Raw genomic sequence first — 25,757 nt, forward strand, 5'->3', positions numbered from 1 at the left:
TCGGGGGAATGTAAACAACAAACGCCCGACCCACCAGGGGCCGGGCGTTTGCCTAACACTGCGGCGGGCCGATTAGTGGCGCACCACCAATTTCTGGCTTGTGGTGCCGGCCGAACCGGTCAGGCGTACCACGTAGATGCCGGCCGGCAGCGCGGCCGTGCTTAGCTCCACGCCTTCGGTCTGCAGCTGGGTGGCGGGCACCGTCTGGCGCTGCACCACCTGACCGAGGTTGTTCACCAGCTCCAGCTGCACCGGGCGCTGCGAGGCGGCGTACTGGCGCACCGTCACGCGGTCCTGGGCGGGGTTGGGGTACACGGCCAGGGTTTCGGTGGCCTGCTTGGGCTTGCTGGCCAGCACGGTGGTGGGCAGGTCGTAGGCCACCGTCTGGTCAGTGAGGACGGCCGAGGAGCCCTGGCTGGCGCTGGCGCCCATGCCGCGGCGGGCAAACACCTGCCAGATCAGGGCCGCGTTGGCGGCGTTGTTGTTGATGGAATCCGCCTTCAGAATGCCGTTGCGGCCGGCAATGAAGCCGGGCGAGCAGCCCTGGTACTTGCAGCCGTCTATGACGAGCTTCAGGGCAATGTTGTTGCCGCCGGTGCTGCCGTAGAGGTCCGTGTTGTAGCCGTAGCGCTGAATCAGGGCCCAGTTCAGGTCCCAGAGCGTGGCGCACCAGATTTCCCCGTTGTTGTGCGACTCGGTGTAGGGCGACACGCCCAGGTTGGCGTAGGTCAGGTTGTTCACCGTCATGTCGGTGGAGTAGGGCTTGGTGCGGATGCCGGCGCCGGTGGCCGGCTCCGAGCCGGCGTAGGTCCCAATGCCGCGGGCCGTGGTGCCCACGTCGGTGGGTTTGGTAGTCATCCACAGGGCGAAAAAGTCGCTCCAGCCTTCGCCCATCTGCTCGGCGTTGCTCAAGCAGCCCGAGCCGGTGCCGGTCAGGCGGTTGGTAATGCCGTGGCCGTATTCGTGGGCGATGATGCCGTTGTCCAGGTCGCCGTCGCGGTCAATCATCGAGGCCGTGGCCGACACTGCGCCGGAGTTCAGGTAAGCCAGCAGCTGCTCGCCGTTGGCGCGCGTGATGAAGATGGCCGGGATGTGAATACCGTTCGAGTCGGGGGCAGCGCCGCTCATCGTCACCAGCTGCGTGGTATTCTGGATGCTGTCCATCACGATGACCATGCGGGCCCCGGCGGCTTCGGCGGCCTTCACCTTGGCGGTGAAGTTGCAGCCGCCGCGCTTCATCAGCGCGATTTTGCCGCTCACGGCCGCCGCGTTGGGCAGCGGCGTGGTGCAGCCCGGGCCGGCGTACACGAGCGGTGCGCTCAGCGGCGACACCATGGCCAAGCGGCGGCCAAACCCGGCCGGCGCGAAGGTGAACGGCCCGATGGTGGTGCCGCCCGGCACCGCAAACGTGAGTGACTGTTCGTTCGTCTCCCACAGGTACATCTGCATGCGCGGCTGGTTGCCTTCGCGCGGCGAGGCAAAGTTGGCGTTGTTCAGCCCGCCGCCGTCCTGGGCTTCGGCCTGCACAAAGTCGTTGCCCAGGCCCGAGCCCGAGTAGTTGGTCATCTGGAAGTTGCGGGCCGCCTCGGTGAAGCCGTGGCGGGCCGTCACGTCGTGCATGACGTTGTTCCAGTAGAAGAGGTTGGTGACGGCCACGGCCTCGTTGGAGTTGGCCGAGTTGGTAGCCGTGTACGGGAAGTCGAAGGTGAGCTGCGCGGTACCGTCGGGGTTGAAACCGGGCGTGTAGGTGTTGCTGGTCGAGCCGGAATTGCGCGAACGGCGGTCCTCGTAGGCGTGCGCGTTGTTGCCGCGGGTAATGGTGTATTCCGCGCCGGCTACGCCGTTGGTGTCGTGCCAGCCGAAGGGCGAGGCCGCGGCGTTAGCCGGGTCCACCACCAGCTGCCGGGTGCCGTGAATGGGGCTTTCCACGGTTAGCGGCCACACGTTGTAGCTGTTGGGCACGTTGGTGCGGCCAGCCGTGGCGGGCGTTGCGGCGGCCACCGTTGCCGGGCGCTGGGCGCTGCTGGGCAGGGCCTGCCGCTGCCGGCGCTGCACCATGGCCGCAAACGAGGCTTCCTCGCTCACCACGAAGTCAGTGCGGTCGAGCAGCTGGCCGGTCGTCGCGTCGATGCGCGCGTCCCAGTAGTGCTGGGCGTCGAGCGGGTAGAGCGTCACGTTCCACACCAGAGCCAGGCGGCCGTCGGGGCGCAGGGAGTACATCAGCTGCACCGGAATCTTTTCCAGCGAAATGCCGCCGTCCGAAAACGTCAGGCCTTCCGTGATGCTGCCGTCCTTTTCCACGCGCAGGCCCTGCGGAGCGGGCATGTTCAGGGCGCGGGCGGCGGCGGCCACGGCCTGCACCGGCGAGAGGCCGGGCGTGGCCGCGTTGGCCACGGCGGCCGCGTTCGGCACGAAGGTGTTGTGCGACTGCACCACCTTGCCGTTGCGGTCGAAGTGCACCTCAATCACGGCGCCGTATACCTCCACGCCCTGCACGCGCTGGCGCAGGTAGAGGTGGGTCACGCCGTTGTCGGCGTCGGTGTACTCGGAGGCCACGGCCGGGTTGCGCAGGTCGGCTTCGCTCAGGCCGAGCTTGACGCGGCGGGCGTTGAGGTATTCCAGGCCGCGCGTCAGCGACGAGGAGGTGACTTGCTGAGCCAGGCCCAAGCTCGGCAATGCCAACAAGGTGGCCAGCGTGAGCGTCCGGCCAAGGTGCGTAAACGTGTGTTTCATGCAGGAAAATGAAGGGGCAAAAGATCAACGTGCCTCTCGTCTGCGGAAAAGCAGATTAAAGGCCCGTTAAAAATACCATTTTGCCGGGTGATTTCCGCATGAAGACGCGCGCTGCCCGGCAATTATGTCGCCGAGGTCACGCCCCACTTCGTGAGCACGTCCCACACGAGCACGCCCACCGTCACCGACACGTTCAACGAATGCTTGGTGCCGAACTGCGGAATTTCCACCGCCGCGTCGCAGTGCGGGAGCACTGCGTCGTCCACGCCGAACACCTCGTTGCCGAACACCAGGGCCAGCGGCCGGTCGGGGGCGGGCTGAAACGCGGGCAGCGGCACCGAGCCGGTCGTCTGTTCCACGGCCACCACCTGCCAGCCCTCGGCCCGCAGCCGCGCCACCAGGGCCGGCACGTCGGGCGCGTGCTCCCAGGGCACCGACTCGTCGGAGCCCAGCGCGGTCTTGGTGATTTCGCGGTGCGGCGGCCGGCCGGTGATGCCGCCGAGCCAGAGCTTGCTGACCGCAAAGGCGTCGCAGGTGCGGAAGGCGGCGCCCACGTTGTGCAGGCTGCGCACGTTGTCGAGCACCACGCACAAGGGGAATTTCTCCGTATTTTTGAAGTCCTCGACCGTGAGCCGGTTCAGCTCGTGGATGGTTAGTTTCCGCATGAGAAAGGGCGTAGGCTTCGCCGAAATCCTGTTTTGCAGCCGCCCGCGCAGCTAATAGAACGATACCGCCCGAACCCGTTGTTCCGACGAAAGCGCAAGCTACGGCTCACCGCTCTTTTTTGCCCGATCCGCCGGGCCGCGCGCCGGCCCGCTCATTACCTATTGCCGCTCCTCCGCCGTGAAGACTGCTACCGATAAGCCCGATAAGAAAGCCGTGCGCACCCACGGCACCCTCGGCCCCGCCCCCGTGGCCGATACCCCGCTGATGAAGCAGTACCACCAGCTCAAGCAGCAGCACCCCGGCGCGCTGCTCCTGTTTCGGGTGGGCGACTTCTACGAAACCTTCGGCGAGGACGCCGTGACGGCCGCCCGCATCCTGGGCATCGTCGAAACCAAGCGCGGCGCCGGCACCTCGGCCGAAACCGCCCTGGCCGGCTTCCCGCACCACTCGCTCGATACCTACTTGCCCAAGCTGGTGCGCGCCGGCCAGCGCGTAGCCATCTGCGACCAACTCGAAGACCCCAAGCAGGCCAAAGGACTCGTCAAACGCGGCATTACCGAGCTGGTGACGCCCGGCGTGAGCTTGCACGACAACGTGCTGGAGCGCCGTTCAAACAACTACCTGGCTGCCGTGTACTTCGGCCGCGGGCAGCAGGCGGGCATCTCCTTCCTCGACATCAGCACCGGCGAATTCCTCGTGGCCCAGGGCGACATGGGCTACCTCGGCAAGCTGCTGCAAAACTTTGCGCCCTCGGAGGTGCTGCTCTGCAAAAACAGCCGCCGCGACTTCGAAACCGCCTTTGGCCCCGATTTCTGCACCTACGCCCTCGACGAGTGGGTGTTCGGCGGCGACTACGCCCACGAAACGCTCACGCGCCACTTCAAGACCACCAGTCTCAAGGGCTTCGGCGTCGATAACCTGACCGACGGCATCATCGCCGCCGGCTGCATCCTGCACTACCTGGCCGAAACCAAGCACAACGACATCGGCCACATCAACGGCATCGGGCGCCTGGAGGAAGACAAGTACGTGTGGCTGGACCGCTTTACCGTGCGCAACCTGGAGCTGCTTTCGGCCCAGCACGCCGGCGGCGTCCCGCTCATCGACGTACTCGACCAGACCCTCACGCCCATGGGCGCCCGCCTGCTGCGCAAGTGGGTGGTGTTGCCGCTGAAGGAGCCCGCCCAGATTCAGCGCCGCCTCGACACGGTGCAGGCCCTGCACGAGCAATCCGAGCTGCTGGAAGCCATCCGCGACCAGCTGCGCCAGATCAACGATTTGGAGCGCCTGATTTCCAAAGTCGCCGTGCGCCGCGTGAATCCGCGGGAGCTGCTGCAGCTCAGCCGTGCCCTCGAAGCCCTGGCGCCCATGCGCGAGCTGCTGCACGCCAGCGGCGTGCGCGCCCTGCAGAAGCTGGCCGATCAGCTCAACCCCTGCGACACCTTGCGCCGCGAAATCCAAAGCAAGATCCGCCCCGACGCCGGCGTGCTCACCAACCAGGGCAACCTCATCCTCGACGGCATCGACGCGGAGCTGGACGAGCTGCGCGCCATTGCCTACACCGGCAAGGATTACCTACTGCAACTGCAGCAGCGGGAGCAGCGCAACACCGGCATCAGCTCGCTGAAAGTGGCCTACAACAAGGTGTTCGGCTACTACCTCGAAGTCACCAACGCCCACAAGGACAAGGTGCCCACGGAGTGGATTCGCAAGCAGACCTTGGTGAATGCCGAGCGCTACATCACCGAGGAGCTGAAAACCTACGAGGAGAAAATCCTGCACGCGGAGGAGCGCCTGTTCGTCATCGAGCAGCGCATCTACGACGAGCTGGTGCTGACCGCCAACGAGTTTGTGAGCCAGGTGCAGCAGAACGCCCGTACCGTGGCCGTGCTCGACTGCCTGGCCTCCTTCGCCAGCACCGCCCGCCAGCACCGCTACGTGCGCCCCACCGTCGACGACGGCAGCCTGCTCGACATCCGCCAGGGCCGCCACCCGGTTATCGAGCGGCAGCTGCCCCCCGGCGAGCAGTACATCCCGAACGACATCCGCCTCGACCGCGACGAGCAGCAAATCGTCGTTATCACCGGTCCGAACATGGCCGGCAAATCGGCCCTGCTGCGCCAGACGGCCCTCATTGCCCTATTGGCCCAGATCGGCTCCTTCGTGCCCGCCCAGGCCGCCCATGTCGGCGTCATCGACAAGATTTTCACCCGCGTCGGCGCCTCCGACAACCTCTCCAAGGGCGAGAGTACCTTCATGGTGGAAATGACCGAAACGGCCTCCATCCTGAACAACCTCTCCGACCGCAGCCTGGTGCTGATGGACGAAATCGGCCGCGGCACCAGCACCTACGACGGCATCAGCATTGCCTGGGCCATCGTGGAGCACCTGCACAATCACCCCAAGGCCCGGGCCAAAACGCTGTTCGCCACCCACTACCACGAGCTGAACGAACTGGCCGAGCAGTGCCCGCGCGTGCGCAACTACAACGTGGCCGTGAAGGAAGCCGACGGCCGCATCCTGTTCCTGCGCAAGCTGCAAGAAGGCGGCTCCGAGCACAGTTTCGGCATTCACGTGGCCCGCATGGCCGGCATGCCGCCCGCCGTGGTGCTGCGCGCCAACGAAATCATGCACCATTTGGAGCAGGAGCGCACCAGCGTCGGCGCCGAAGAAGGGGTAGGGGAGGAGGCCGAGTTGATCGATGCCGATGCAACGGCAAAGCCAAGCCGCAACGGCAAGGCCCAGCCCCACGCCCGCCCGGTCGCCACGGCCAGCGCCCCGCGCCCCACGCTGCAACTCAGCATGTTCGAGCCCGCCGACCCGGTTTTGGAAGGCATCCGCGACTTGTTGCAGCACCTCGATGTAAACACGCTCACGCCTATCGAAGCCCTGCTAAAGCTCAACGAACTAAAGCTGGCCCTCAGTCGCAAAAGCTAGCGCCCAACATTGGGCTTTCGTCGGTGACCTTAACTGCGCACCGCAGCACTATTTCCAGTCAACTGACTTCTGGATGCCTCCCAGAACGGTTAAGTTTGCTGCTCTTTTTAGAGAATGATTTGAAAAAAAGTGCCTGAGAATGAAAAGGAAGCGGTTTTGCTGCGGAAAAAATGAGCGCCGGGGCTTGACTTCAGAAATTCTTGCGTTACCTTTGTGTCATCAATTCGCCAGCACGGTGAATGATGACCTCAAGCGAGAGTAGCTCAGTTGGTAGAGCGCGACCTTGCCAAGGTCGAGGTCGCGAGTTCGAACCTCGTCTCCCGCTCAAGAAAGGATGCTGCTTCGGCAACATCCTTTTTTATTTTTGTGCAAGCCCTTTGCACAGGCCAGAGTGGTGTAATGGTAGCCACGAGGGACTTAAAATCCCTTTTCCGCAAGGAAGTACGGGTTCGAGTCCCGTCTCTGGTACGACATAAGTGCGGCCCCTCTGCCACCGGCGGAGGGGCCGCGCTCGTTTGGTGGTTGCCGTAGCTGCCACCTACTCCGGCCCGTCTGGGGCGGCGGGCTGAGCAGCCGCGTAGTGCCAGCGTAGCAGCGGCACCAAGGCAATAACCGGCAAGGGCGACACGATAAAGTCGATGAGGCGCCGGCCCAGCTGGTACGCCCAGGCGACGTCGCCGGCAAGCTTGCCCCCAAGCAGCAGCAGTGCGCTCAGCGCGAATACAGCGAGGTAAAGGCCAAGAGCGGTGCGCACGGCGCGACGCGGCACTAGCAGGGCCAGTATCAGCAGGCAGATACCGGTGTAGGCCAGGCCGTAGGTGAGCATAGCCGGCAGGCTACGGGTGGTCACTTGGCCGCTGATACCTTGTTGGATGTGCTGGACTAGGTCGCTCAGGCCGATGGCGGCCAAGATACGCTGCCAGCCGGCGGTGAGCCAGGTAAAGACAGTGACGTCGTACGTGCCGACCCAGAAGAGCAGGGCCGCCAGCAGGCCCGCCAGCAGCAGCCGCGTGCCCCAGGGCAGCGCGCGGGGGCGGGACAACTCAGGCAGCTGCATGGGGTTGCACGGCGTAGCGGCGCACCCACAGCATCCAGAGCAGGAAAATGCAGCCGTACACGACAAAGGTGAACGTGTAGTGGTGGTTGAAATCGACGGTGCTGCGCGAGTAGAGGTGATTCAGCGCCAGCGCCCCAACGCGCAGAATGTTGAGCAGGTAAATCAGCAGGACCCCGCCGGCCATGAACGGCACCTTGCGGCGCCAGCCGCCGCCCGGAAACGCCACGATAAACCCCACGAACAGGGCGTACAGCACCAGCCCGTTGCAGGCGTCGAAGACCAATACGGCCTCCTGTCCATCGACCGACACGGTGCGCCCGGCGGCCGCGCCGGCCCAGCCCAGCAGGCGCAGGGTGGCGGCACTGGCGGCGGCAATGTTGAGCGAAAGGGCTTGATCGAGGTGGCCGAGGGGGCGCAGCCACTGCTCATAGCCGAAAAACCAGAGCAGGTAAAGGCCAGTGGCGGTGAGCAGGAAGCGGCGCAGCAGCCGGGGATTGGTCGCGTAAGCTTGCATGAGGTAAAGCTAGCACCGGAAACGCGGCACTTGCTAGCGCGCCCGGCCACATAATCATGGGAGCGGTCCGGTCGATTCGGGGCTGCGGCTAGTCGGGTAAAGTTGAACGTTAGGCGAATTTCAATATAAACTACGGGGAAATATAAAACCATTGTGTAGCTTTCCAGGAAATTCCCCCCGCCCAATCCGATTAGTCGGATAATCTCTCTTTCAGTGCTTTACATTACTGGCTAGCTGCCCGCCTGCGTAGTCGACCGTCACCTGACCTATGGTCCGGCGCGGCCTGCTTGCGGGTGGAGGGCTGGCTTTTCGCTTTTCCCTCTTTTTTACCACCTAACCCTTTTTTCATGCACACACCTTTACGTGCTGCGCAGCCTGCTGGGCTGCGCCGGTTCGCGGGGGCTGGCGCCGGAAACTGGTTGCCGCGGGTATTGGCAGCGCTGCTGCTAACCCTGCTGGGCAGCTCGTCGGCGTGGGCCCAGCTCACGGGAACCAAGGCCATTCCTGGTGACTACGCCTCGCTGAGCGCGGCCATCACCGACCTGAACACGGCCGGCGTTGGCGCGGGCGGCGTCACGTTTAACGTGGCCGCGGGCTACACCGAAACGGCAGCCAACCTGACCATCACCGCCACCGGCACGGCAGCTAACCCGATTGTCTTCCAGAAATCGGGGACGGGCGCCAACCCGCTGCTGACGGCCGGCGTGGGCACCAGCACCAGCCTCGACGGCGTCATCCGCCTCTCGGGCGCGGACTACGTGACCTTCGACGGCATTGACGTGGCGGAAAACGCGGCCAATACCACGGCCACCACGCAGATGGAGTTTGGCTACGCGCTGATGCGCGCCTCGGCCACCGACGGCAGCCAAAACAACATCATCCGCAACTGCGTGGTGACGCTGAACAAAACCAACACGGCCACCATCGGCATTGCGGGCGTGTCGTTCACGACGGCCAGCAGCACGGCCGTGGCGGCCACCAGCCCGGCCGGCGCCAACTCCAACAACCTGGTGTACGGCAACGTGGTGAGCAACGCCGCGAAAGGCATCGACTTCTCGGCTTCGTCCTCGTCGACCACCGGCAACTACGACACCAACAACCAAGTGGGCCTGACGCCCGCGGGCGCCGCGGCCGGCAACACCATCGGCAACTTCGGTAGCCTGACGACTTCGGCCTGGGGCATCGGGGCCAACTACCAGACGGGCTTCAAGGCCTCGGACAACACCGTCAACAGCACGCTGAACTACACGTCGGCCACGGCCTCGACGCCGGTGGCGGCCTCGACGGTGACGGCGACCATCCGCGGCATCTACGCCAACGCGGGCTCGGCGGCCACCAGCATCGACATCACCAACAACACCATCACGCTGGCCAGCGGCGCTACCACGTCGCAGATGTCGGGCATCGAGAACGGCATTGGCTCGTCGACGGCTACGGTGAACATCACCGGCAACACGGTGACGAACTGCACCTACGCCACGGCCACGGCCGCTACGTTCTACGGCATCTACAACTCGGCCGCGGCGGGCACGGTGACGATTTCGGGCAACACGGTGAGCAACAACACCGTGCCGGGCACCAGCTCGTTCTACATGATTTCGGGCGGCAGCCCCGCCACGCTGAACATCACCAACAACCAGCTGACGGGCAACACCAAAGGCGGGTCGACGGCCAGCACCAGCGGCACGATGTACGGCATCCAGGCCCTGACGGCGGCGGTGACGGTGACGGGCAACACCATCAACAACAACACCATTGCCTCGTCGGGCACGAGCAGCGCCTCGCTCTACGGCTACACGGATACCAGCTCGCCGACCTCGGAAGTGGTGACGGGTAACACCATCACCAACCTGAGCATCACGGGCACGACCACCTCGACCTCGTCGGTGGTGTACGGCATCTACTCCAACCCCATTGCAACTACCACCAAGACCTACGCCCAGAACGTCATCGGCGGGCTGAGCAGCAGCGTGGCGGGTACGGTGTACGGCATCTATACCCTGACCGGTGCCACGGTGGGCGTATCGCGCAACAAGATTTACGGCCTGACGGTATCGGGCACGGGCGGCACGGCCTACGGCCTCTACATCAGCTCGGGCACCACGGTAACGGCCAGCAACAACCTGATCGGGGACGTGACGGCGCCGGCTGCCACCGGCACCGCCGCTCTGGGCGGCGTGTACGTGGGCGGGGCTACCACCGTGAACCTGTACTATAACACGGTGTACCTGAACGCCGCGTCGACCTCGACGACCACCTTCGGCAGCTCGGGCATCTACGTAGCCTCGACCACGCCCGTGGTGGACCTGCGCAACAACGTGGTGGTGAACAACTCCACGCCCGGCGCTACCGGCGCCACCGCGGCCCTGCGCTACACCAGCGCCCCGGGCAGCAGCTTGGCTAGCACCACCAACAACAACCTCTACTACGCCGGCACGCCGGCCGCCAACCGCGTGATTTACGTGGAGGGCACCACCACGCTGGCCAACGCCCAGCAGACGCTGGCGGCCTACAAGACCTACATCGGCTCGCGCGAGCAGCAGTCGGTAACCGAAAACCCGCCCTTCGTGAGCACCACGGGCACGGCCACCACCTTCCTGCACATCAGCCCGAACACGGCTACGCAGATTGAAAGCGGCGGCACGCCCATCAGCGGCATCACGGTGGACTTCGACGGCGACACGCGCAATACCACCACGCCCGACCTGGGCGCCGACGAAGGCACGTTTACGCCGCAGGACCTGAGCGGCCCGAGCATCACCTTTACCCCGCTGGGCAACACCCCGAGCACGACCAACCGCACGCTGGTGGTGACCATCGTGGATCCGAGCGGCGTGGCTACCGGCACCAATGCCCCGCGCCTGTACTTCCGCAAGGGTACGACCGGCGCCTTCGTATTCGTCAATGCCACCACGGTGAGCGGCAACAGCTACACCTTCACCTTCGATTACTCGCTGGTGGGCGGCGTGACGGGCTTCGACCCGGTTCAGTACTACGTGGCGGCGCAGGACGTGCCGGGCAACGTATCGACCAACCCGGCGGGGGGCAGCGGCGCCACGCCGCCCGGCACCACCACGCCGAACACGGTGTACCAGTTCCTGATTCAGGGCGCGCTGTCGGGCACCTACTACGTGGGCACGGGCACCTCGCCCGACCCCACGCGCACCTACGCCACGCTGACGGCCGCTTTTACTGCCTACAACAACAACACCCTGGGCGGCGCCGTCACCTTCGCGCTGCTGGACGCCAGCTACTCGACGGGTGAAACCTTCCCGCTGGTACTCGGCAACAACGCCGACGCCAGCGCCACGAACACGCTGACCATCAAGCCGAACACGGGGGTGACGAGCACCATCACCTCGACTACCTCGGTGCTGGCCCTCTCGAACGCGCGCTACATCATCATCGACGGCTCGAACACGGCCGGCGGCACCACGCGCGACCTGACGCTGACCACCACCGGTACCGCCACCGGCACCTACAACGTGGGCCTGATCAGCACGGCCACCACCGGCCCGGGCAACCAGAACATCACGGTGCGCAACCTGAACACGGTGGGCGCGCTGAACACGAATACCAGCTTCGGTATCTACGTGGGCAACGGTCCGGACAACGACAACGTGACCATTCAGAACAACTACGTGCGCGGCGTGTACTACGGCATCTACACCTTCGGCTCGGCCGTGGTGTCGGCCGGCGGCATGGACAACCTTGTCATTGCCGACAACGTGGTGGGCCCGGTGACGGCCGCTACGGCCAGCAACATCGGCCAGTGGGGCATCTACGTCTCGAACGCGGTGTCGCCCTCGGTGACGCGCAACGAGGTGCAGAACGTCATCAGCGCCAGCAGCACCAACGTCTACGCCATTTACGTGGCCGACAGCCGCAGCGCCGTGGTGAGCCGCAATTCGGTGCACAACATCTCGTACACGGGCACGAGCACCACCAAGGTATGGGCCATCAACACGCTGATGACCAACCTCTCGACGGCGGCCAACCCCAGCGCCCTGCGCCTAGACAACAACCTGGTCTACAACATCAACTCCACGGCTACCAGCTCGACCTGGAATACGGCCGGTATCAACCTGAACGCCGGCTACGGCGACAAGGTGTACTTCAACACGGTGTACCTGAGCGGGCAGCTGAGCGCCGCCAGCGGCACGGCCGGTTCGGCCGCGTTTAGCAACGGCAACCCGAGCGTGACGTCCACGTCGACCAACCTCGACGTGCGCAACAACATCTTCAGCATCATCGACGCGACGGGCGGCACGACCACCACGCCGTTCTACGCCCACTACGAGCAGGGCGCCAACGTTACCGGCAGCACGCTGGACAACAACGACCTGTTCGTGGCGCCCGGGGCCACCGGCGCGGCCCGCATCGGCCGCCTCAACGGCACCGACTACGCCACCCTGGCCGACTGGCGCACCGCCACCGGGCAGGAAGCCAACTCGGTGAGCGTGAACCCGGACTTTGCGCAGACCACGACCGTGCCGTACGACCTGAAGCCGACGGCAGTAGCCCTCAACAGCGCGGGCAGCACCACCACGGGCATAACGGTGGACTACACCGGCACCACCCGCGGCACCACGCCCGACATCGGCGCCTACGAGTTTACGCCGGCCACCATCGACGTGGCAACCACGGCCCTGGCTAGCCCGGCTACCGCCGGCTGCTACGGCGCCACCGAAACCGTGTCGGTGACCATCAGCAACAACGCCACCAACGCGCTGAACTTTGCGGTCAACCCGGCCACGGTAACCGTGACCGTGACCAAGCCCGACGCCACCACGCAGACCTTCACCACGACGGTGAACACCGGTACGCTGGCGGCCGCGGCAACCCAAACGGTGACCCTGCCCGGCACGCTGAACATGACGGCTGCCGGCACGTACTCGTTTGCGGTGCTCACCACCACGGTGGGCGACGCCAACACCGGCAACAACGACCTGACGGCCACGCGGACCGTGACGGCCACGGCCGTGCAAGGCCAGGTGGTGACCTTCACCGGCTTCACCGGCTCGAACCTGAGCACGGTATTCCCGGGCTGGACGGAAGCCACCGGCGCCACGGTGCCCACCGGCACGACGGCGGCCTGGACCAGCGGCACTATTCCGACTGGCAACACCACGGCCAAGATCAATCTGTACGATCTGGGTAAAAACGACTGGATTGTGTCGCCGAAATTCCTGGCCACCAGCTCGACGGTGCTGACCTTCGACGCGGGCCTGTCGGACTACAACTCGTCCAGCGCCGACCCGGCCGGCATGACCGGTACCGACGACTTCGCGGAAGTGCGCATTTCCACGGACTGCGGCCTGACCTTCACCCGCATTCCGGGCTTTGCCCAGTTCAACGCCGCGAACCAGCCCTCCAACGGCTCGCTGACCAGCTACAGCATCAACCTGGGCGCCTACGCCGGCCAGCAGATCATCGTGGCCTTCTTCGCTTCGGAAGGCACCGTGAACGATACGCCGGACTACGACTTCCACGTGGACAACGTGCGCGTGAACAGCCCGGTGGCCATCGACCTGGCGGCTACCGCCCTGGCGGCCCCCACGGCTACCCAAGGCTGCTACTCGACCGCGGAAGCCGTGACGGTGACCGTGCGCAACGAAGGCACCCAAGCCCTGGACTTCGCCGTGAACCCCGCGACGGTAACGGCCGTGGTGACCACGCCGGCCGGCTCGCAGACGCTGACCGGCACCGTGTCGACGGGCACGCTGGCCGTGGGTGCTACCCAGAACGTGACCCTGACCGGCACGCTGGACATGAGCGCCGCCGGCACCTACTCCTTCGCCCTGACGGCGACAGTAACCGGTGACCTGAACACGAGCAACGACGCCCTGACGCCCGCCGTGACCCGCACGGTGGCCGCGCCGGTGGCCGGCACCGCCACGGCTTCGCGCCGCAACGTGTGCGTAAGCGGCACGACCACGCTAACCCTGGCCGGTGCCGCCAACGGCAGCGTGCAGTGGCAGCAGTCGACCGACAACACGACCTTCACCGACATCAGCGGCGCTACGTCGGCTTCCTTCACCACCCCGGTGCTGACGGCCACGACCTACTACCGCGCCCAGGTGCGCTGCTCCGCCCAAACGGCGGCTACCAGCAACGTACTCACCATCACGGTGACGAACCCGACGGTGACGACCACCAACACCCCGGTGGCCGTGTGCTCGGGCAATACGGCGACGCTGACGGCCACGGCCCCCACGGGCACCAGCCTGCGCTTCTTCGACGCCGCTACCGGCGGCACGGCCCTGGCCACGGGCAGCTCGTTCACCACGCCGGCCCTGACGGCTTCGCGCCAGTACTTCGTGGAAGCCTTTGCGGGCGTTAACGAAACGACCGGCCGCCCGGCCCCGACGTCGACGTCGAACACCACGGCCTCGAACTATGGCCTCGTGTTTGACGCCACCAGCGACTTTACGCTGACTTCGGTGGACGTGTACCCGACGAGCACCGCCGGCAGCATGGTGGTGCAGGTGCAGGACAACACCGGTACGCTGATTCCGGGCCTGACGGCTACGGTGGCCGTGCCGGCGGGCAACAGCACCACGCCGGTGGCCTTCACCGTACCGCTGAACTTCAACATCCCGGCGGGCACGGGCATGCGCCTGATTGCCGTAAGCAGCCCCTCGCTGGTGCGTGAGTCGGCGGTAGGCGGCTTCCCGTACACCTCGCCGAGCGGGTTGGTGAGCATCACCAACGGTTACATCAGCGGTACGTCGACGACTTACTACTTCTTCTACAACTGGCGCGTAACGAGCGAATGCGCCAGCGCCACGCGCACGGCCATTCAGGTGGACGTGAACACTCCGGCCACCGCCACGTTTAGCTACCCGGCTACGGGCAGCAACTGCGCCGGCGCCACCGGCAGCATTGCCGCTACGCTGGGCACCGGCGCTACGGCCGGCACGTTCTCGTCGACCACGGGCCTGACCCTGAACGCCACGACGGGCGCCATCAACCTGGCTACCTCGACGGCGGGCACCTACACCGTGACCAACACGGTGGCGGCGGCCGGTGGCTGCGGCCCGGTAACGGCTACGGCCACGGTGACCATCAACCCCACCCCGGCCCAGCCGACGGTGACGGTACGCTACGCCGCGCCCGGCACGGCCGTGCTCACGGCCAGCGCCGCTCCCACGGGCGGTAGCTACCAGTGGTACCTGGGCACCACGGCCATTACGGGCGCCACGAGCCAGACCTACACCGCCAACGGCACGACGAGCCCCGGTGCCTACACCGTGGTGGTGACCTCGGCCCAGGGTTGCGCTTCGCCGGCCTCGGCCGCGCTGACGGTAACGGCCAACAGCAAGCCGCTGGCCGGCTCTTCGCTGACGCTGTTCCCGAACCCGACGCCCAACGGCCAGCTCACGCTGCAGCTGAGCGGCTACACCAAGGCGGTGGAGCTGACGGTGCTCGACGCTACCGGCCGCGTGGTGTACACCCACAAGGTGGCCGCCGGCCAGACCCAGCAGGTTATCGACCTGAGCCAAGTGGCCCGGGGCGTGTACTTGCTGCGCGCCGTGACCGAAGGGGGCACCGACACCCGCCGCATCGTGCGCGAGTAACGGGCCCTGACGCCTACTGCCAAAAGCCCCGCCGGTCCTACCGGCGGGGCTTTTTGTTTGGCCGCGCCGCCCGAACTCCCGCGCGGTCCAGAGGACCCGTTCGGTAGGGCAGGCGAGGCGAAAAATCCAGGGCTGCGGGCTTTTTTGCGGGCCGGGCAGGCCGTGGCGCGGCGTCAATCACGTATTTTAGCCGTCTGCCTAGCGTTTTTCCCATGCCCGAGCCTCTTGCCCCCGCCGACCTTACCCAGCACTACCAGCAGAAAATCCGGCAGGTCACGGCCGAGGTTGGCAAGGTGGTGGTCGGGCAGCAGTACATGCTCAACCGCCTGCTCATCGGCCTCTTCACCGGAGGGCACATCCTGCTCGAAGGCGTGCCGGGCCTGGCCAAGACGCTTACCATCAGCACGCTGGCCCGGGTGCTGCACCTGCATTTTCAGCGCGTGCAGTTCACCCCCGACCTGCTGCCCTCCGACCTGGTGGGCACCATGATTTACAACCAGGCCAAGTCGGACTTTGAGGTGAAGAAAGGCCCCATCTTCTCCAACCTGGTGCTGGCCGATGAGGTGAACCGCTCCCCGGCCAAGGTGCAGTCGGCGCTGTTAGAGGCCATGCAGGAAAAGCAGGTGACCATCGGCGAAACCACGTTTCCGCTGGATCTGCCCTTTTTGGTGCTGGCCACCCAGAACCCGGTGGAGCAGGAGGGCACGTACCCGCTGCCCGAGGCGCAGGTCGACCGGTTCATGATGAAGGTGTTTGTCGACTACCTCAAGAAGGCCGAGGAGCTGGAGGTGATGCGCCGCATGGCCAACCTCTCGTATTCCAGCGACGTGCAGGCCGTGCTCACCAAGGAGGACATCTTCGGCATCCGCGGGCTGATCAACCAGGTGCAGATTTCCGATACGCTAGAGAAGTACATCATCGAGTTGGTCTTCGCCACGCGCAAGCCCGCCGAGTACGATCTGGCCGAATTTGCCCAGTACGTGCAGTACGGCGTGAGTCCGCGCGCCAGCATTGCCCTGCACCGGGCCGCCCGCGCCGTGGCCTTCTTCGATGAGCGCGACTACGTGCTGCCCGAGGACATCAAGGACGTGGCCGCCGACGTGCTCAACCACCGCATCATGCTCACCTACGAGGCCGAAGCCGACGGCGTGCGCACCCAGGACCTCATCGAGGCCATGCTGCGCAAAGTGCCCATCAGCTAGGGCGCTGAATTTCAAACGACATTTCGCCGACGTGCTCATAAAAAAGCCCGCGCCATACCGGTGGCGCGGGCTTTTGGCAGTAGATAAGAACAGCGCGTAAAGAATAAACCGGGTAGCTAAAAGTGGAAGTATCGGCTACTGGCGCACCACCGAGCGGGAAGTGGACAGGCCCTGCGCCGTGCGCAGGCGCAGCAGGTACAGGCCCGCGGGCAGCTCGTGCACGTCTAGCGTGTGGCGCAGCGCCCCGCTGGGCACGGCCACCGGCTGCTGCCGTACCGGGCGGCCGAGGGCATCGAGCAGCTCCACGGTGACGCGGCTGCCAGCGGGCAGGTCGGCGCTGATGGTCAACGCATCGGCTACGGGGTTAGGGTAGGCTTCCCACGCCAGAGCCAACTGGCCCGAGCGGGCAGCCGTGGGCAGCAGCACGGTGGTGGTGGCCGTGTTGGTGCGCACCGGGGCGTTGTAGTCGAAGAGGATGCGGGCTGAGTTGGGAATGATGGCCCCGGCGGTCAGCGTGGCTTGGGGCCGCACCCGGAAGCGCACGAAGCCCTGCGAGGCAATGACGTTGGTGGCCCGCGGCGGCAGCTTGATGTTGGGGAAGCGCACCGCCAGCACGCCGCGGCCGCTCAGCGTCCACTGGCAGTTGTGCGACTGGGCAATGAGCTGCACCGAGCCGGCCATCAGGTGCGAGGCCAGCAGCGTGTCTTCCAGCACGGCGGTGAAGGCCGTGTCGGTGCCCATGTTCTGGAAACGGATGGTGTAGTCGAGCGGCTGGCCGGCGGCAATCTGCTGGGCCGACAGCTGGGTGAAGTTGACGGCAATGTCGTTCGGATCAAACGAGCTGGTAACCGTCTGCGGCGTCGTGGCCGTGTTGTCGTCCGGGACTAGGTCACCGGGAAGCAGGGCCTCGGCCGAGCTGCTGAGCACGGTGCCCGCCGCCACGTTCAGGGCCACGCTGAACTGCACGTCGAAGATTTGCCGGCCGAACGGGGGCAGGCTGGCGTAGTTCCAAGTGAGGGTGCGGCCGGCCACGGTGGCCGCCGGGCTGCTGCCCACGTAGCTGGCGCGGGCGTCGAGCGTAACGCTGGCCGTACCAGCGGCCACGGTGGTAGTGCCCACGTTTTCCACCGTCAGGCGGTACTTGGTCACGAAGCCCGGCCGGGCGTTGCCGTAGGGCGTCAGGCTCACGCGCAGGTCGGGGTGGTTGGCCAGGGGGCGCAGGCCGAAATCGAGGTTGTTGACGACCTGCCCGCCCGTCGGGAACGTGCCGGTGTGGGTAGCGGCCGCGGGCTGGCTCACGGCGTAGTGCGGCGAGAAGCCACCCAGCGCCAGCGCGTAGGCGCCGGGCTGCCCGAAGGTGTAGTACTGCCCGGTCGTGGCGTTGGTGTTGTAGTGCAGCTGCTGGCCGGTTTCGCTCACCACCACGCTCTGCGGAAACGGCCCTTCGCCCGCGTCGCGCACGCCGTTGCCGTTCTGGTCGAGGTACACGGTGCCGCCCACGCTGGCCAGGTTCGGGTCGAGGCGGATGAGGGTGTGGCCGGTCAGCAGGGCCGTTTGCTGATCAAACGCGGCGCCCGCCTGGGCCCGGCCCAGGATGTACAGAGCCCCGTTGTTCAGGGTGATGGGCTGTACGCCGAAACCATTGAGGGCGGTATGGGTCACATTCAGCCGCCGCGCCCAGCGCAGCGTACCGGCGGCATCGAACCCCGCCACGTACTGCTGGCCGGTGCCCGGCACGGCCGTACCACCGATGGTTAGCGTGCTGGCGGGGCTGGCGCCGTTCAGGTAGCAGTTGCCGGCTGCATCGACGGCCAGGCCAAACTGTGCTCCTGCGCAGCCGCCCGTGCCGCAGGTGCCGTTCACGCCCCGCGCCCACTGGGGCTGACCCGCCGCCGAGATTTTGGCCACGAAGGCGCTGTTGGCGTCTGTCAGGCTCAGGGAGCCCAGCTGCACCGCGCTGACTCGCTGGAACGCATACGCCATAATGTACGCGTCGCCGGCCGCATCGACGCCAATGGCCATGCCCAAGTGGCCCTGCGTGGCCGTGGTAACGGCCCAGCGCACGGTGCCGGCGGGGCTGATGCGAAACGCCAGCACCGAGCCCGAGCTGGCGGAGCTTTGGCCCGACACCGGCACGCTGGTCGTCCCGTTGTCGATGGTCATCGTGCCGGACAATCTGCCCACCCCGTAGATGTCGCCCTGCGGGCCTATCGTCAGGTCGTACACGGTCACGTAGGTGATAGGGCCCGAGGAAAGATTGGTGCCCCGGAAAGCCACAACCGGGCTCAACGTCCCGTCGGGCGCCATTTTCACGATGAGCGAGTCCTGCGAGAAGTAATACTTGTTGAATTGCGCATCCACGGCCGGGTCGGAGCCGGGCCAGCTGGAATAAAACCCAGCCGGCAGCGGCCGACTGGCAACGGAAAGCACGTGACCAGCCGGGCTGATTTCGAGCAGGTAGCGCCCGAAGCCCGGTATCACGTGCCCGTCCAGCGTGATGCCAACGCCCGTGGTGGGGCCCTGGGCGCTTTGCTGCAGGGTAAGGATGGCTGTAATGTTGCCCGCCGGGTTGAGGGTCAGCTCGCTGAAGTCTTCGTTGGCGGTGCCGTTGGCGGTCAGCACCCAGGCCACGTCGCCGTTGGCGTCGAAGCGGGTGAGCAGAGCGTCGTAGTCGTTCTGGTTGTTGGGGCTGCCGTCGCAGTTGTGGCCCCAAAAGTGAACGGTATTCTCGTACTGCGAGCAAGTGTACACGTTGCCGTTGGCATCGGAAGCGACGCCCTGGCCGAAGTTGACGAAGTTGGGAATCTGGCGCACCCAGTTGACTTGCTGCGCGCGCCCGGCCCGGCCTCCGCCGGTCAGCACCAGCAGCAATAAGCTAATTCGGAGTAGTAGTTTCATCACCAAAAGGAGAATAGCGCCCCGCCGCGCGGAGCCGGATGGAGAAGCAAGCCGCGCCGGCCGGTCGCCGCTTGCTCCGTTCGGTTAGCCAGACCGGGGCCGCCCGTCAAAGGCTTCCCAGGTCGGCGAAAAAAGTTTTAGAACTGCCAGCGCGCCCCGATTTGCAGGCCCGTGGCCGTGCTGCGCTGCCGCAGCCCCGTCTCGGGTTTGTACACCGACAGTGCCTGCCAGCGCAGCGTCGGCGCCAGGCTCAGGCTCAGGCGCGGCAGCAGGGCGTAGTTCACCCCCAGGCTGCCGGTCAGCGACAGGTTCAGCGGCCGGAACGGGCCTTCGGCCACGCGCACGCGCTCAGTGCGGAACGTGCGCCCGTCCTCAGTCACCAGCTGAGAGCCGCCCAAGAAGAACTGAAACTGCCCGCCCACGGCCACGTCGGCCCACCAGCGCGAGTCAGGCGCCGCGGTCAGGCGGTAGCGCAGCAAGAAGGGCAAGGTGGCGAAGTGATACGTCGGCGTAAGGGTTTTGTAGGTGGTGGTAGTGCGCTTGTCGAGCAGGGGTGTCACGGTTTTGTTGGTGGTGCGCACCGTGTCGTTTTGCACGATGGTGGTGAAGACCGTGTCGGGGCGGGTGATGAACACGGTGTCGTAGCGAATCACCTGCCCGCTCGGGTTGAACACCGGGTTGAGCTGCGGAATCTGCTCCAGGCGGATGGAATAGGTTTGGTTGATGCTCGTAAACACGCTCACCGTGTGCGTCAGCGTCGTATCGTAGCGCACGCCGATGTCGGTGCGGCGCTCGGCCACGCGCAGCTCGGTGCCGGTGCGGTTGTAGCCCAGCCCGAAGCCCACGCTCAGGCGGTTGTCGAGGCGGTATTCGGCCAGCAACATGGCATTCACGCCGCGGCGGCCGCGTTCCTGGCTGCGGCGCAGGGCCTGCAGCGTGTCGGTGCCCGCGGCCTGAAACTGTTGGTAGTTCTGCTCGGGCGTGGCCGCGAGCAGCAGGCTCCAGCGGCGCCGCGGCTGGAGTTGCACGGTATCGGGCGCCGGTAGCAGCGGCGCGGCGGCCTGGGCTTGCGGGTTGGCCAGCGGCACGGCCCCCAAGGCCAGCAGCAGACTATCCACGCGGCGCTGCAGGCGCAGCAACTCGCTCTTTTCGGCCCGCAAGGAGCGCACCAGCGCCAGCTGCCGCGACTCGGCCGGTGCCGCCGTATCGTGCAGCTGCGCCAGCGAAGCGCGCGTCAGCGCCACCAGGGGCCGCACCACGCCCGGCACCGAATCGGTAGCCAGACCTCGCGCAGTAACCACCAAACCAGTGGGCTGGGTTTCGGCGGGCTGCGCGCTGCGCACCGAATCGTGGGCCGTCCCGAGCAGTATGGTCGGCAACGGGGACCCCGCTGGCGAGCCTGCCGAGGGCACTATGGCGCCGCGAACCAGCTGCGAGGCGCTCAGGTGGTGCTGCGTCGTGGCCTGCGCCAACGGCGCCGGTTGCGCCGCAGCCGTAGCGGCCGGCACCGCCGCCCCGAGCGTGGGCGCAGCCGAGGCGGGCAGGGGTTGCGCCGCCTGGCGCTGGCCCAGGGCAGCAGACGAGCTACCCACCACCGAGGACCGCCCCGCCGAAGACGCTACCTGCGCGGTGCGGAACGTGGTGCCGGGGCGCGGCAGCAGCCAGCCGCCCACCAAGCCCAGCAGCAGAGCCAGCGGCAGCAGCAGGGGCAGCGGCAGCGGCCGGCGGCGCTTGCGCGGCGGCTCCGCGGGTCCGTCGCCCAGCTGCTGCTCGATGTCGCCCCACACGCCTTCGCCGGGCGGCAGGTGAAAGTCGCTGAACACGTGGCGCAGCGACTCGTCCAGGTGGCTATTTTCCTCTTCCTCGATCATGGCCGGATGTAGTTGATTTGCCGCTGGTGCAGCAGCAGCAGTTGTTTGCGCGCCTTGCTGAGCTGCGCTTTGGACGTGCTTTCCTGAATGCCGAGCATTTCCCCGATTTCGGCGTGCGTGTACCCGTCGATGGCGTAGAGCATGAGCACCAGCCGGCAGCCGTCGGGCAGCTGCTCCAGCAAGGCCAGCACCTCGGCCACGCTCAGGCGGTCCAGCGACGTGGCCTCGGGGGCGGCGGGCTCGGCCACGTCTTCCAGCAGCAGGTGCTGGCGGCGCAGCTTGCCGCTCTGCCAGTGGTTGATGGCCGTCGTCACAACGATGCGGCGAATCCAGCCTTCCAGCGAGCCTTCGCCCCGAAACTCGGCCAGCCGCGTGAACACCTTCACGAAGCTGTCCTGCAGAATGTCCTCGGCCTCGGCCACCGAGCGGGCGTAGCGGCGCGCCACGCCCAGCATCTTGCTGGCGTAGCGGGCGTACAGCGCCCGTTGGGCCGCCGGCTCGTGGCGCAGGCAGCGCCGGAGCAGGTCGTCGAGGTCGTCGGGAGAAACCGGCATTGAAAACACGCGCCCCGGGCGGGGCGTCCGGGGCGCAGACAAGCCGCCGCGGCAAAAGGCTGCCGGTGCGGGTCGAAAATTTTTAAAAATACGCCGTGGCCTCGCTCGGGCCACGCGCCGCGCTACAATTAGTTGCCGGTCGGCCGTGCCCGCAAATGCCCCGGGCCGTTAGCTTTGCAGTTCGTTATTAGCCTAATCCGAAGCGTGTCCCGTCTTTCCAAAACCCTGCGCGCCCTCGGCAGCCTCGTGCGCAACCCCTGGCTGCTCAACGTGGTGCTCACCGCCGACGAAGCCCAGTGGCAACAGCGGGCCCTGCGCCACGCCGCCCGCTGGCAGCTCACGCCCGAGGGCGGCCTGCCCGTCACGCCGCTGCGGCCGCTGCTGCCGCCGGGCGGCGACGTGCTGCGGCCCTTTGCCTTCGGCGAAGGCGGCTCCCTGCCCACCGATTTGCTGTTGCTGCGCGCCCTGGTGCGCCGCGCCGGCCCGGCGGCCACGTACTTCGAAATCGGTACCTGGCGGGGCGAAAGCGCCGCCGCCGTGGCCGAGGTGGCCGCCTCGGTGCACACGCTCAACCTCTCCGACGAGGAGCTGCGCCGCCTCAAGCTGCCCGAGGCCTACATCGGCCTGCACGGGCATTTCTCGCGGCCGTTGCCCAACGTGACGCACCTGCACGGCAATTCCGCCACCTTCGACTACCGCGGCCTCGGCCCCTTCGACGTGGTGTTTATCGACGGTGACCACAGCTACGAAGCCGTGCGCGAAGACACCGCCCGCGTGTTTCAAGAGCTGCTGCACCCCCAATCGGTGGTGGTGTGGCACGACGCGGCCCGGCAGCCCGGCGTGCCCCGCTGGGAGGTACTCAGCGGCATCCTCGACGGGCTGCCCGCCACCGCGCCCGGGCAGCTCTATGCCGTCGGCAATTCGCTTTGCGCCCTCTACAGCCCCTCGCTCCTGCCCGCTAGCACCCCGAACCGCTTTGCCGAGCCCGCCGCCTTCGAAGTCAGCGTGCGGCCCTTGGAGCAATAGCGCCCTGCCGTAGCACGCATCGGCTATGCGCGTTGCATTCGGATTCTGGCGGCGGTTCAGCGTAACGCGAGAGTGGACCTTCACCAACATAGGTACAGCGCAAGTCGGCGCTACGTTCGGCCCTTACGCCCCGGTTTTCAGCAGCTGCGGCAAGCCGGCCAGGTCGGCGCGGCCCGGCAGCAGCTGGCCCAGGCCGATGCCGGTGTGGCGTCGGAAGGCCAGCAGCAGCCAAGCGGTGGAGGTGAAATAGGATAGGGTGGAGCTAAGGGCTGCCCCGGCCGCCCCGAAGCGCGGAATGAGCAGGGCGCTGGCCAGTAGCGTGACGATCAAGCCGGCACCGGTAGCCAGGTTGTTGGTGCGGTAAGCGGCCAGGCCGGCGAAGTAGCTGCTCAGCAGCATGTTCAGGCTGAAGGCCAGCACGCCCGGCGCCAGCAGGGCCAGCAGCGGCCGTGCCGCTCCAAATTCCGGCCCGAACACGGCCACCAGCAGGGCCGGGGGCAGCAAGGCCAGCACCAGCACCGCCGCGCCCGTGGCCAGCAGCGTGAGGCGGGCCGTGCGGGCCAGGGCCCCGGCCTGCGCCTGCTTGTCGTCGGCGTGCACCACGTCGACGTACTGCAGCTGGGCGGCCGAACGCGGAATCAGCCAGATGGCCTCGGCCAGCGCCACACTCACCGACAGCACGCCCAGAGCGGTGGTGCCGGCCAACGCCGCCAGGAAATAGTAGCTCAGGCGGTAGTTGAGAAAGGAAAGAATATTGGCCAGGTGCGCGCCACGGCTGTTTTCGGCCAACTCGCGCGTCACTTCGCGCAGCTCTCCCGGGCGGCGCTGCCACCGGTCGGGCTGGCGCGCGAGCAGCAGCAGGGCCGCCAGCAGGGGCAGGCCGTAGGCCAGGTAGCTGGCCCACCAGTACACGGCCAGCTGCCGCACTTGCAAGCCCAGGAAGCCCGCCGCCAGCGCCGCCGTTAGCAGCGCGGCCTGGCCCAGGTTCAGGTAGTTGTAGCTGTGTTCCTGGCGGCGGCCCAGCAGCAGCAGCGTCACGATGGAAAACGCCGCCTGCAGCCACGACACCCCGAACAGGTGCGCCGCATATACCCCGCCGGTGCTGCGCCACAGCCAGATGCCCGCGCTGCCCGCCGCGCACACCACCGTCGCCCAGGCCAGGGCGGGCAGCAGCAGGTGCCACACGCTGCGCCGGGGCGCGAGGTAAATCAGCGAGGAGCCGCCGAGCAGGCCGATGAAAAGCAGGCTCAGGGCCATATCCGTCACGAACAGGCTAACCTGCCCCCGCCCGGCTGCGCCGAGGTAGCGCGCCGTCAGCCACACCACCCCGAAGTTGAGCAGCGCCACGCCCAGCCGGGCCCCGAACGTATGCAGCAGGCGGGGCAGGTTCATCGGGCAGCGGCGGGCGCGCCCAGAACGGCCCGGTACAAGTCGGCAAAGGCCCGGCCCACGGCGGCGGGGCTGCAGCGCGCGTCGGCGTCGGCGCGCAGCTGCTGGGGGCTGAGCGGCAGCTGCCCGGTGAGCACCCGGCGCAAAGCGGCGGTGAGGGCGGCTTCGTCGTCGGGCGCCACGAGCAAGCCGAAGGCGCCAACGGGCTCGAACAGCTCGGGCACCCCGCCGGTGCGGGTGGCCACCACCGGGCAGCCGCAGGCCCGGGCCTCCAGCAGCACGCAGCCGAAGGTTTCGGCCCGACTGAACGACACCAGCGCGGCGGCCTGCTGCATTTGGCGGGCCACCGCGGGGTGGGGGAGCTTGCCCAAAAACGTCACGGTGCCGTCGGCCAGCAGGCCCAGCTCGGCGGCGTAGGCGCGCAGCGGGGCTTCGTCGGGACCGTAGCCGGCCACGCACAGGCGCAGGCCGGGCAGCTCCCGCCGCAAGGCGGCCACCACGCGCAGCACGCCGGACAGGTTTTTCACGGAGTCGTGGAAAGCCGACACGTGCAGCAGCGGGCGTTGCGGGTCCGGCAGGGCGGCCTCCGCTTCTGCCGGCCGGAACAGCTCGGTATCGACCACGTTGGCAATGACTACCTCGCGCCGGTTGCTGAAGCCGAGCCCCGTCATGGCCGCGCCCAGCGCCTGCGACACGGTGTGCCGCGCCGCCGCGCCGCGCACCACCAGCCGCGTCAGCCAGCGGCGGGCGGGGCCAATGAGGTGGCTGCGCTCGGGCAGGTATAGCGTCCAGTGCTCCGTCACGAGGTAGGGAATGCCCGTCAGCTGCCGCAGCAGCCAGGCCGCCACGCCGGTGCGCAGCAGCACGTGCACGTGCACCAGCGCCGGGCGGCCCCAGCGGCGGCTCAGCTGCCGGTAGCCGTGGGCCACGCAGGCAAAGTACAGCAGCAGCTTCAGCAGCTTATCGAGCGGGGCCAAGCCGGTGATACGGGCGCGGTAGTAGTAGCGCAGCGTTGGCCAGGGCCCGTCCCAGTCGGCCTCGCACACGGCCAGGCGGGGCAACGGGCCGCGGGCCACCGTGGCCAGCAGCACCGCCACCGGCGCGTGCCCGGCAATGGCCGCCACGTGCCGCGCCACGAAGTCGCCATCCTGGTCGTCGTAGCGGTGGGGGTACCACTTGGGCAGCATGAGCACGCGGGGCAGCGGCGGGTCGGGCATGGGGTGGGCGGGGCCGCGAGAAGGCGGCGAAGAAGCAAGTTCGGCAATCAGCGGCGGAATCGGCGCGGCGCCCGGCCGCGCGGGCCCGAAAACGACGGCGGCCCGCCTCCTTT

13 protein-coding genes and 2 tRNA genes are annotated in these 25,757 nt (G+C 66.9%); 6 read left to right on the forward strand and 9 right to left on the reverse strand.

Going from position 1 to position 25,757, the window contains the following annotated elements:
- Positions 1 to 72 precede the first annotated feature (72 nt).
- Complete coding sequence (locus LJ737_RS21955; protein WP_227768909.1) at positions 73 to 2,733, reverse strand: T9SS-dependent M36 family metallopeptidase; 2,661 nt, start codon at positions 2,731 to 2,733, stop codon at positions 73 to 75.
- 122 nt (positions 2,734 to 2,855) lie between these two features.
- Positions 2,856 to 3,398 (reverse strand): RNA methyltransferase, encoded by a 543-nt coding sequence (locus LJ737_RS21960; RefSeq protein WP_227768910.1) that lies wholly within the window; start codon positions 3,396 to 3,398, stop codon positions 2,856 to 2,858.
- 265 nt (positions 3,399 to 3,663) lie between these two features.
- Between LJ737_RS21960 and mutS the strand changes: the two genes are divergently transcribed.
- The 3 genes from mutS to LJ737_RS21975 all read left to right on the forward strand — a co-directional run bounded on the left by mutS (position 3,664) and on the right by LJ737_RS21975 (position 6,804).
- Positions 3,664 to 6,336 (forward strand): DNA mismatch repair protein MutS, encoded by a 2,673-nt coding sequence (gene mutS, locus LJ737_RS21965; protein ID WP_227768992.1) that lies wholly within the window; start codon positions 3,664 to 3,666, stop codon positions 6,334 to 6,336.
- A 252-nt stretch (positions 6,337 to 6,588) separates the two neighbouring features.
- Positions 6,589 to 6,661 (forward strand) — tRNA-Gly (locus tag LJ737_RS21970).
- Between the two features lie 60 nt (positions 6,662 to 6,721).
- Positions 6,722 to 6,804, forward strand: a tRNA-Leu gene (locus tag LJ737_RS21975).
- Between the two features lie 70 nt (positions 6,805 to 6,874).
- On the opposite strand, the gene LJ737_RS21980 is transcribed toward LJ737_RS21975, so the two are convergent.
- Together LJ737_RS21980 and xrtX are read right to left on the reverse strand one after the other, a co-directional pair.
- A complete protein-coding gene (locus LJ737_RS21980; RefSeq protein WP_227768994.1) occupies positions 6,875 to 7,393 on the reverse strand; it encodes an XrtX-associated membrane protein in 519 nt (172 codons plus the stop codon).
- A complete protein-coding gene (gene xrtX, locus LJ737_RS21985; protein WP_227768911.1) occupies positions 7,380 to 7,907 on the reverse strand; it encodes an exosortase X in 528 nt (175 codons plus the stop codon). The genes LJ737_RS21980 and xrtX overlap by 14 nt, the downstream gene beginning before the upstream one ends.
- 431 nt (positions 7,908 to 8,338) lie before the next feature.
- Between xrtX and LJ737_RS21990 the strand changes: the two genes are divergently transcribed.
- Positions 8,339 to 15,487 carry a T9SS type A sorting domain-containing protein gene (locus LJ737_RS21990; RefSeq protein ID WP_227768912.1) on the forward strand — a complete coding sequence of 2,383 codons (7,149 nt, stop codon included), beginning with the start codon at positions 8,339 to 8,341 and terminating at the stop codon, positions 15,485 to 15,487.
- A gap of 212 nt (positions 15,488 to 15,699) precedes the next feature.
- Positions 15,700 to 16,689: an AAA family ATPase gene (locus tag LJ737_RS21995; protein ID WP_227768913.1), complete on the forward strand. Its 990-nt coding sequence runs from the start codon at positions 15,700 to 15,702 to the stop codon at positions 16,687 to 16,689.
- A 135-nt stretch (positions 16,690 to 16,824) separates the two neighbouring features.
- On the opposite strand, the gene LJ737_RS22000 is transcribed toward LJ737_RS21995, so the two are convergent.
- The 3 genes from LJ737_RS22000 to LJ737_RS22010 all read right to left on the reverse strand — a co-directional run bounded on the left by LJ737_RS22000 (position 16,825) and on the right by LJ737_RS22010 (position 22,012).
- On the reverse strand, positions 16,825 to 19,587 hold the full coding sequence (locus tag LJ737_RS22000) for a T9SS type A sorting domain-containing protein (RefSeq protein ID WP_227768914.1): 2,763 nt from the start codon (positions 19,585 to 19,587) through the stop codon (positions 16,825 to 16,827).
- A gap of 137 nt (positions 19,588 to 19,724) precedes the next feature.
- Positions 19,725 to 21,458, reverse strand: coding sequence for a porin family protein (locus LJ737_RS22005; protein ID WP_227768915.1), 1,734 nt, complete (start codon positions 21,456 to 21,458; stop codon positions 19,725 to 19,727).
- Entirely contained in the window at positions 21,455 to 22,012 is a 558-nt protein-coding gene (locus LJ737_RS22010; protein ID WP_227768916.1) for an RNA polymerase sigma factor, read from the reverse strand. Before LJ737_RS22010 ends, LJ737_RS22005 begins: the two co-directional genes overlap by 4 nt.
- 204 nt (positions 22,013 to 22,216) lie before the next feature.
- Here LJ737_RS22010 and LJ737_RS22015 point away from each other — a divergent pair, with 204 nt between their 5' ends.
- On the forward strand, positions 22,217 to 23,038 hold the full coding sequence (locus LJ737_RS22015) for a class I SAM-dependent methyltransferase (RefSeq protein WP_227768917.1): 822 nt from the start codon (positions 22,217 to 22,219) through the stop codon (positions 23,036 to 23,038).
- Between the two features lie 123 nt (positions 23,039 to 23,161).
- Here LJ737_RS22015 and LJ737_RS22020 read toward each other — a convergent pair whose 3' ends face one another.
- Both LJ737_RS22020 and LJ737_RS22025 read right to left on the reverse strand, forming a co-directional pair.
- Complete coding sequence (locus LJ737_RS22020) at positions 23,162 to 24,430, reverse strand: lipopolysaccharide biosynthesis protein (RefSeq protein WP_227768918.1); 1,269 nt, start codon at positions 24,428 to 24,430, stop codon at positions 23,162 to 23,164.
- A complete protein-coding gene (locus LJ737_RS22025; RefSeq protein ID WP_227768919.1) occupies positions 24,427 to 25,644 on the reverse strand; it encodes a glycosyltransferase in 1,218 nt (405 codons plus the stop codon). Before LJ737_RS22025 ends, LJ737_RS22020 begins: the two co-directional genes overlap by 4 nt.
- Positions 25,645 to 25,757 lie beyond the last annotated feature (113 nt).

The organism is Hymenobacter sp. 15J16-1T3B, assembly GCF_020711235.1.
Classification (GTDB): Bacteria; Bacteroidota; Bacteroidia; order Cytophagales; family Hymenobacteraceae; genus Solirubrum.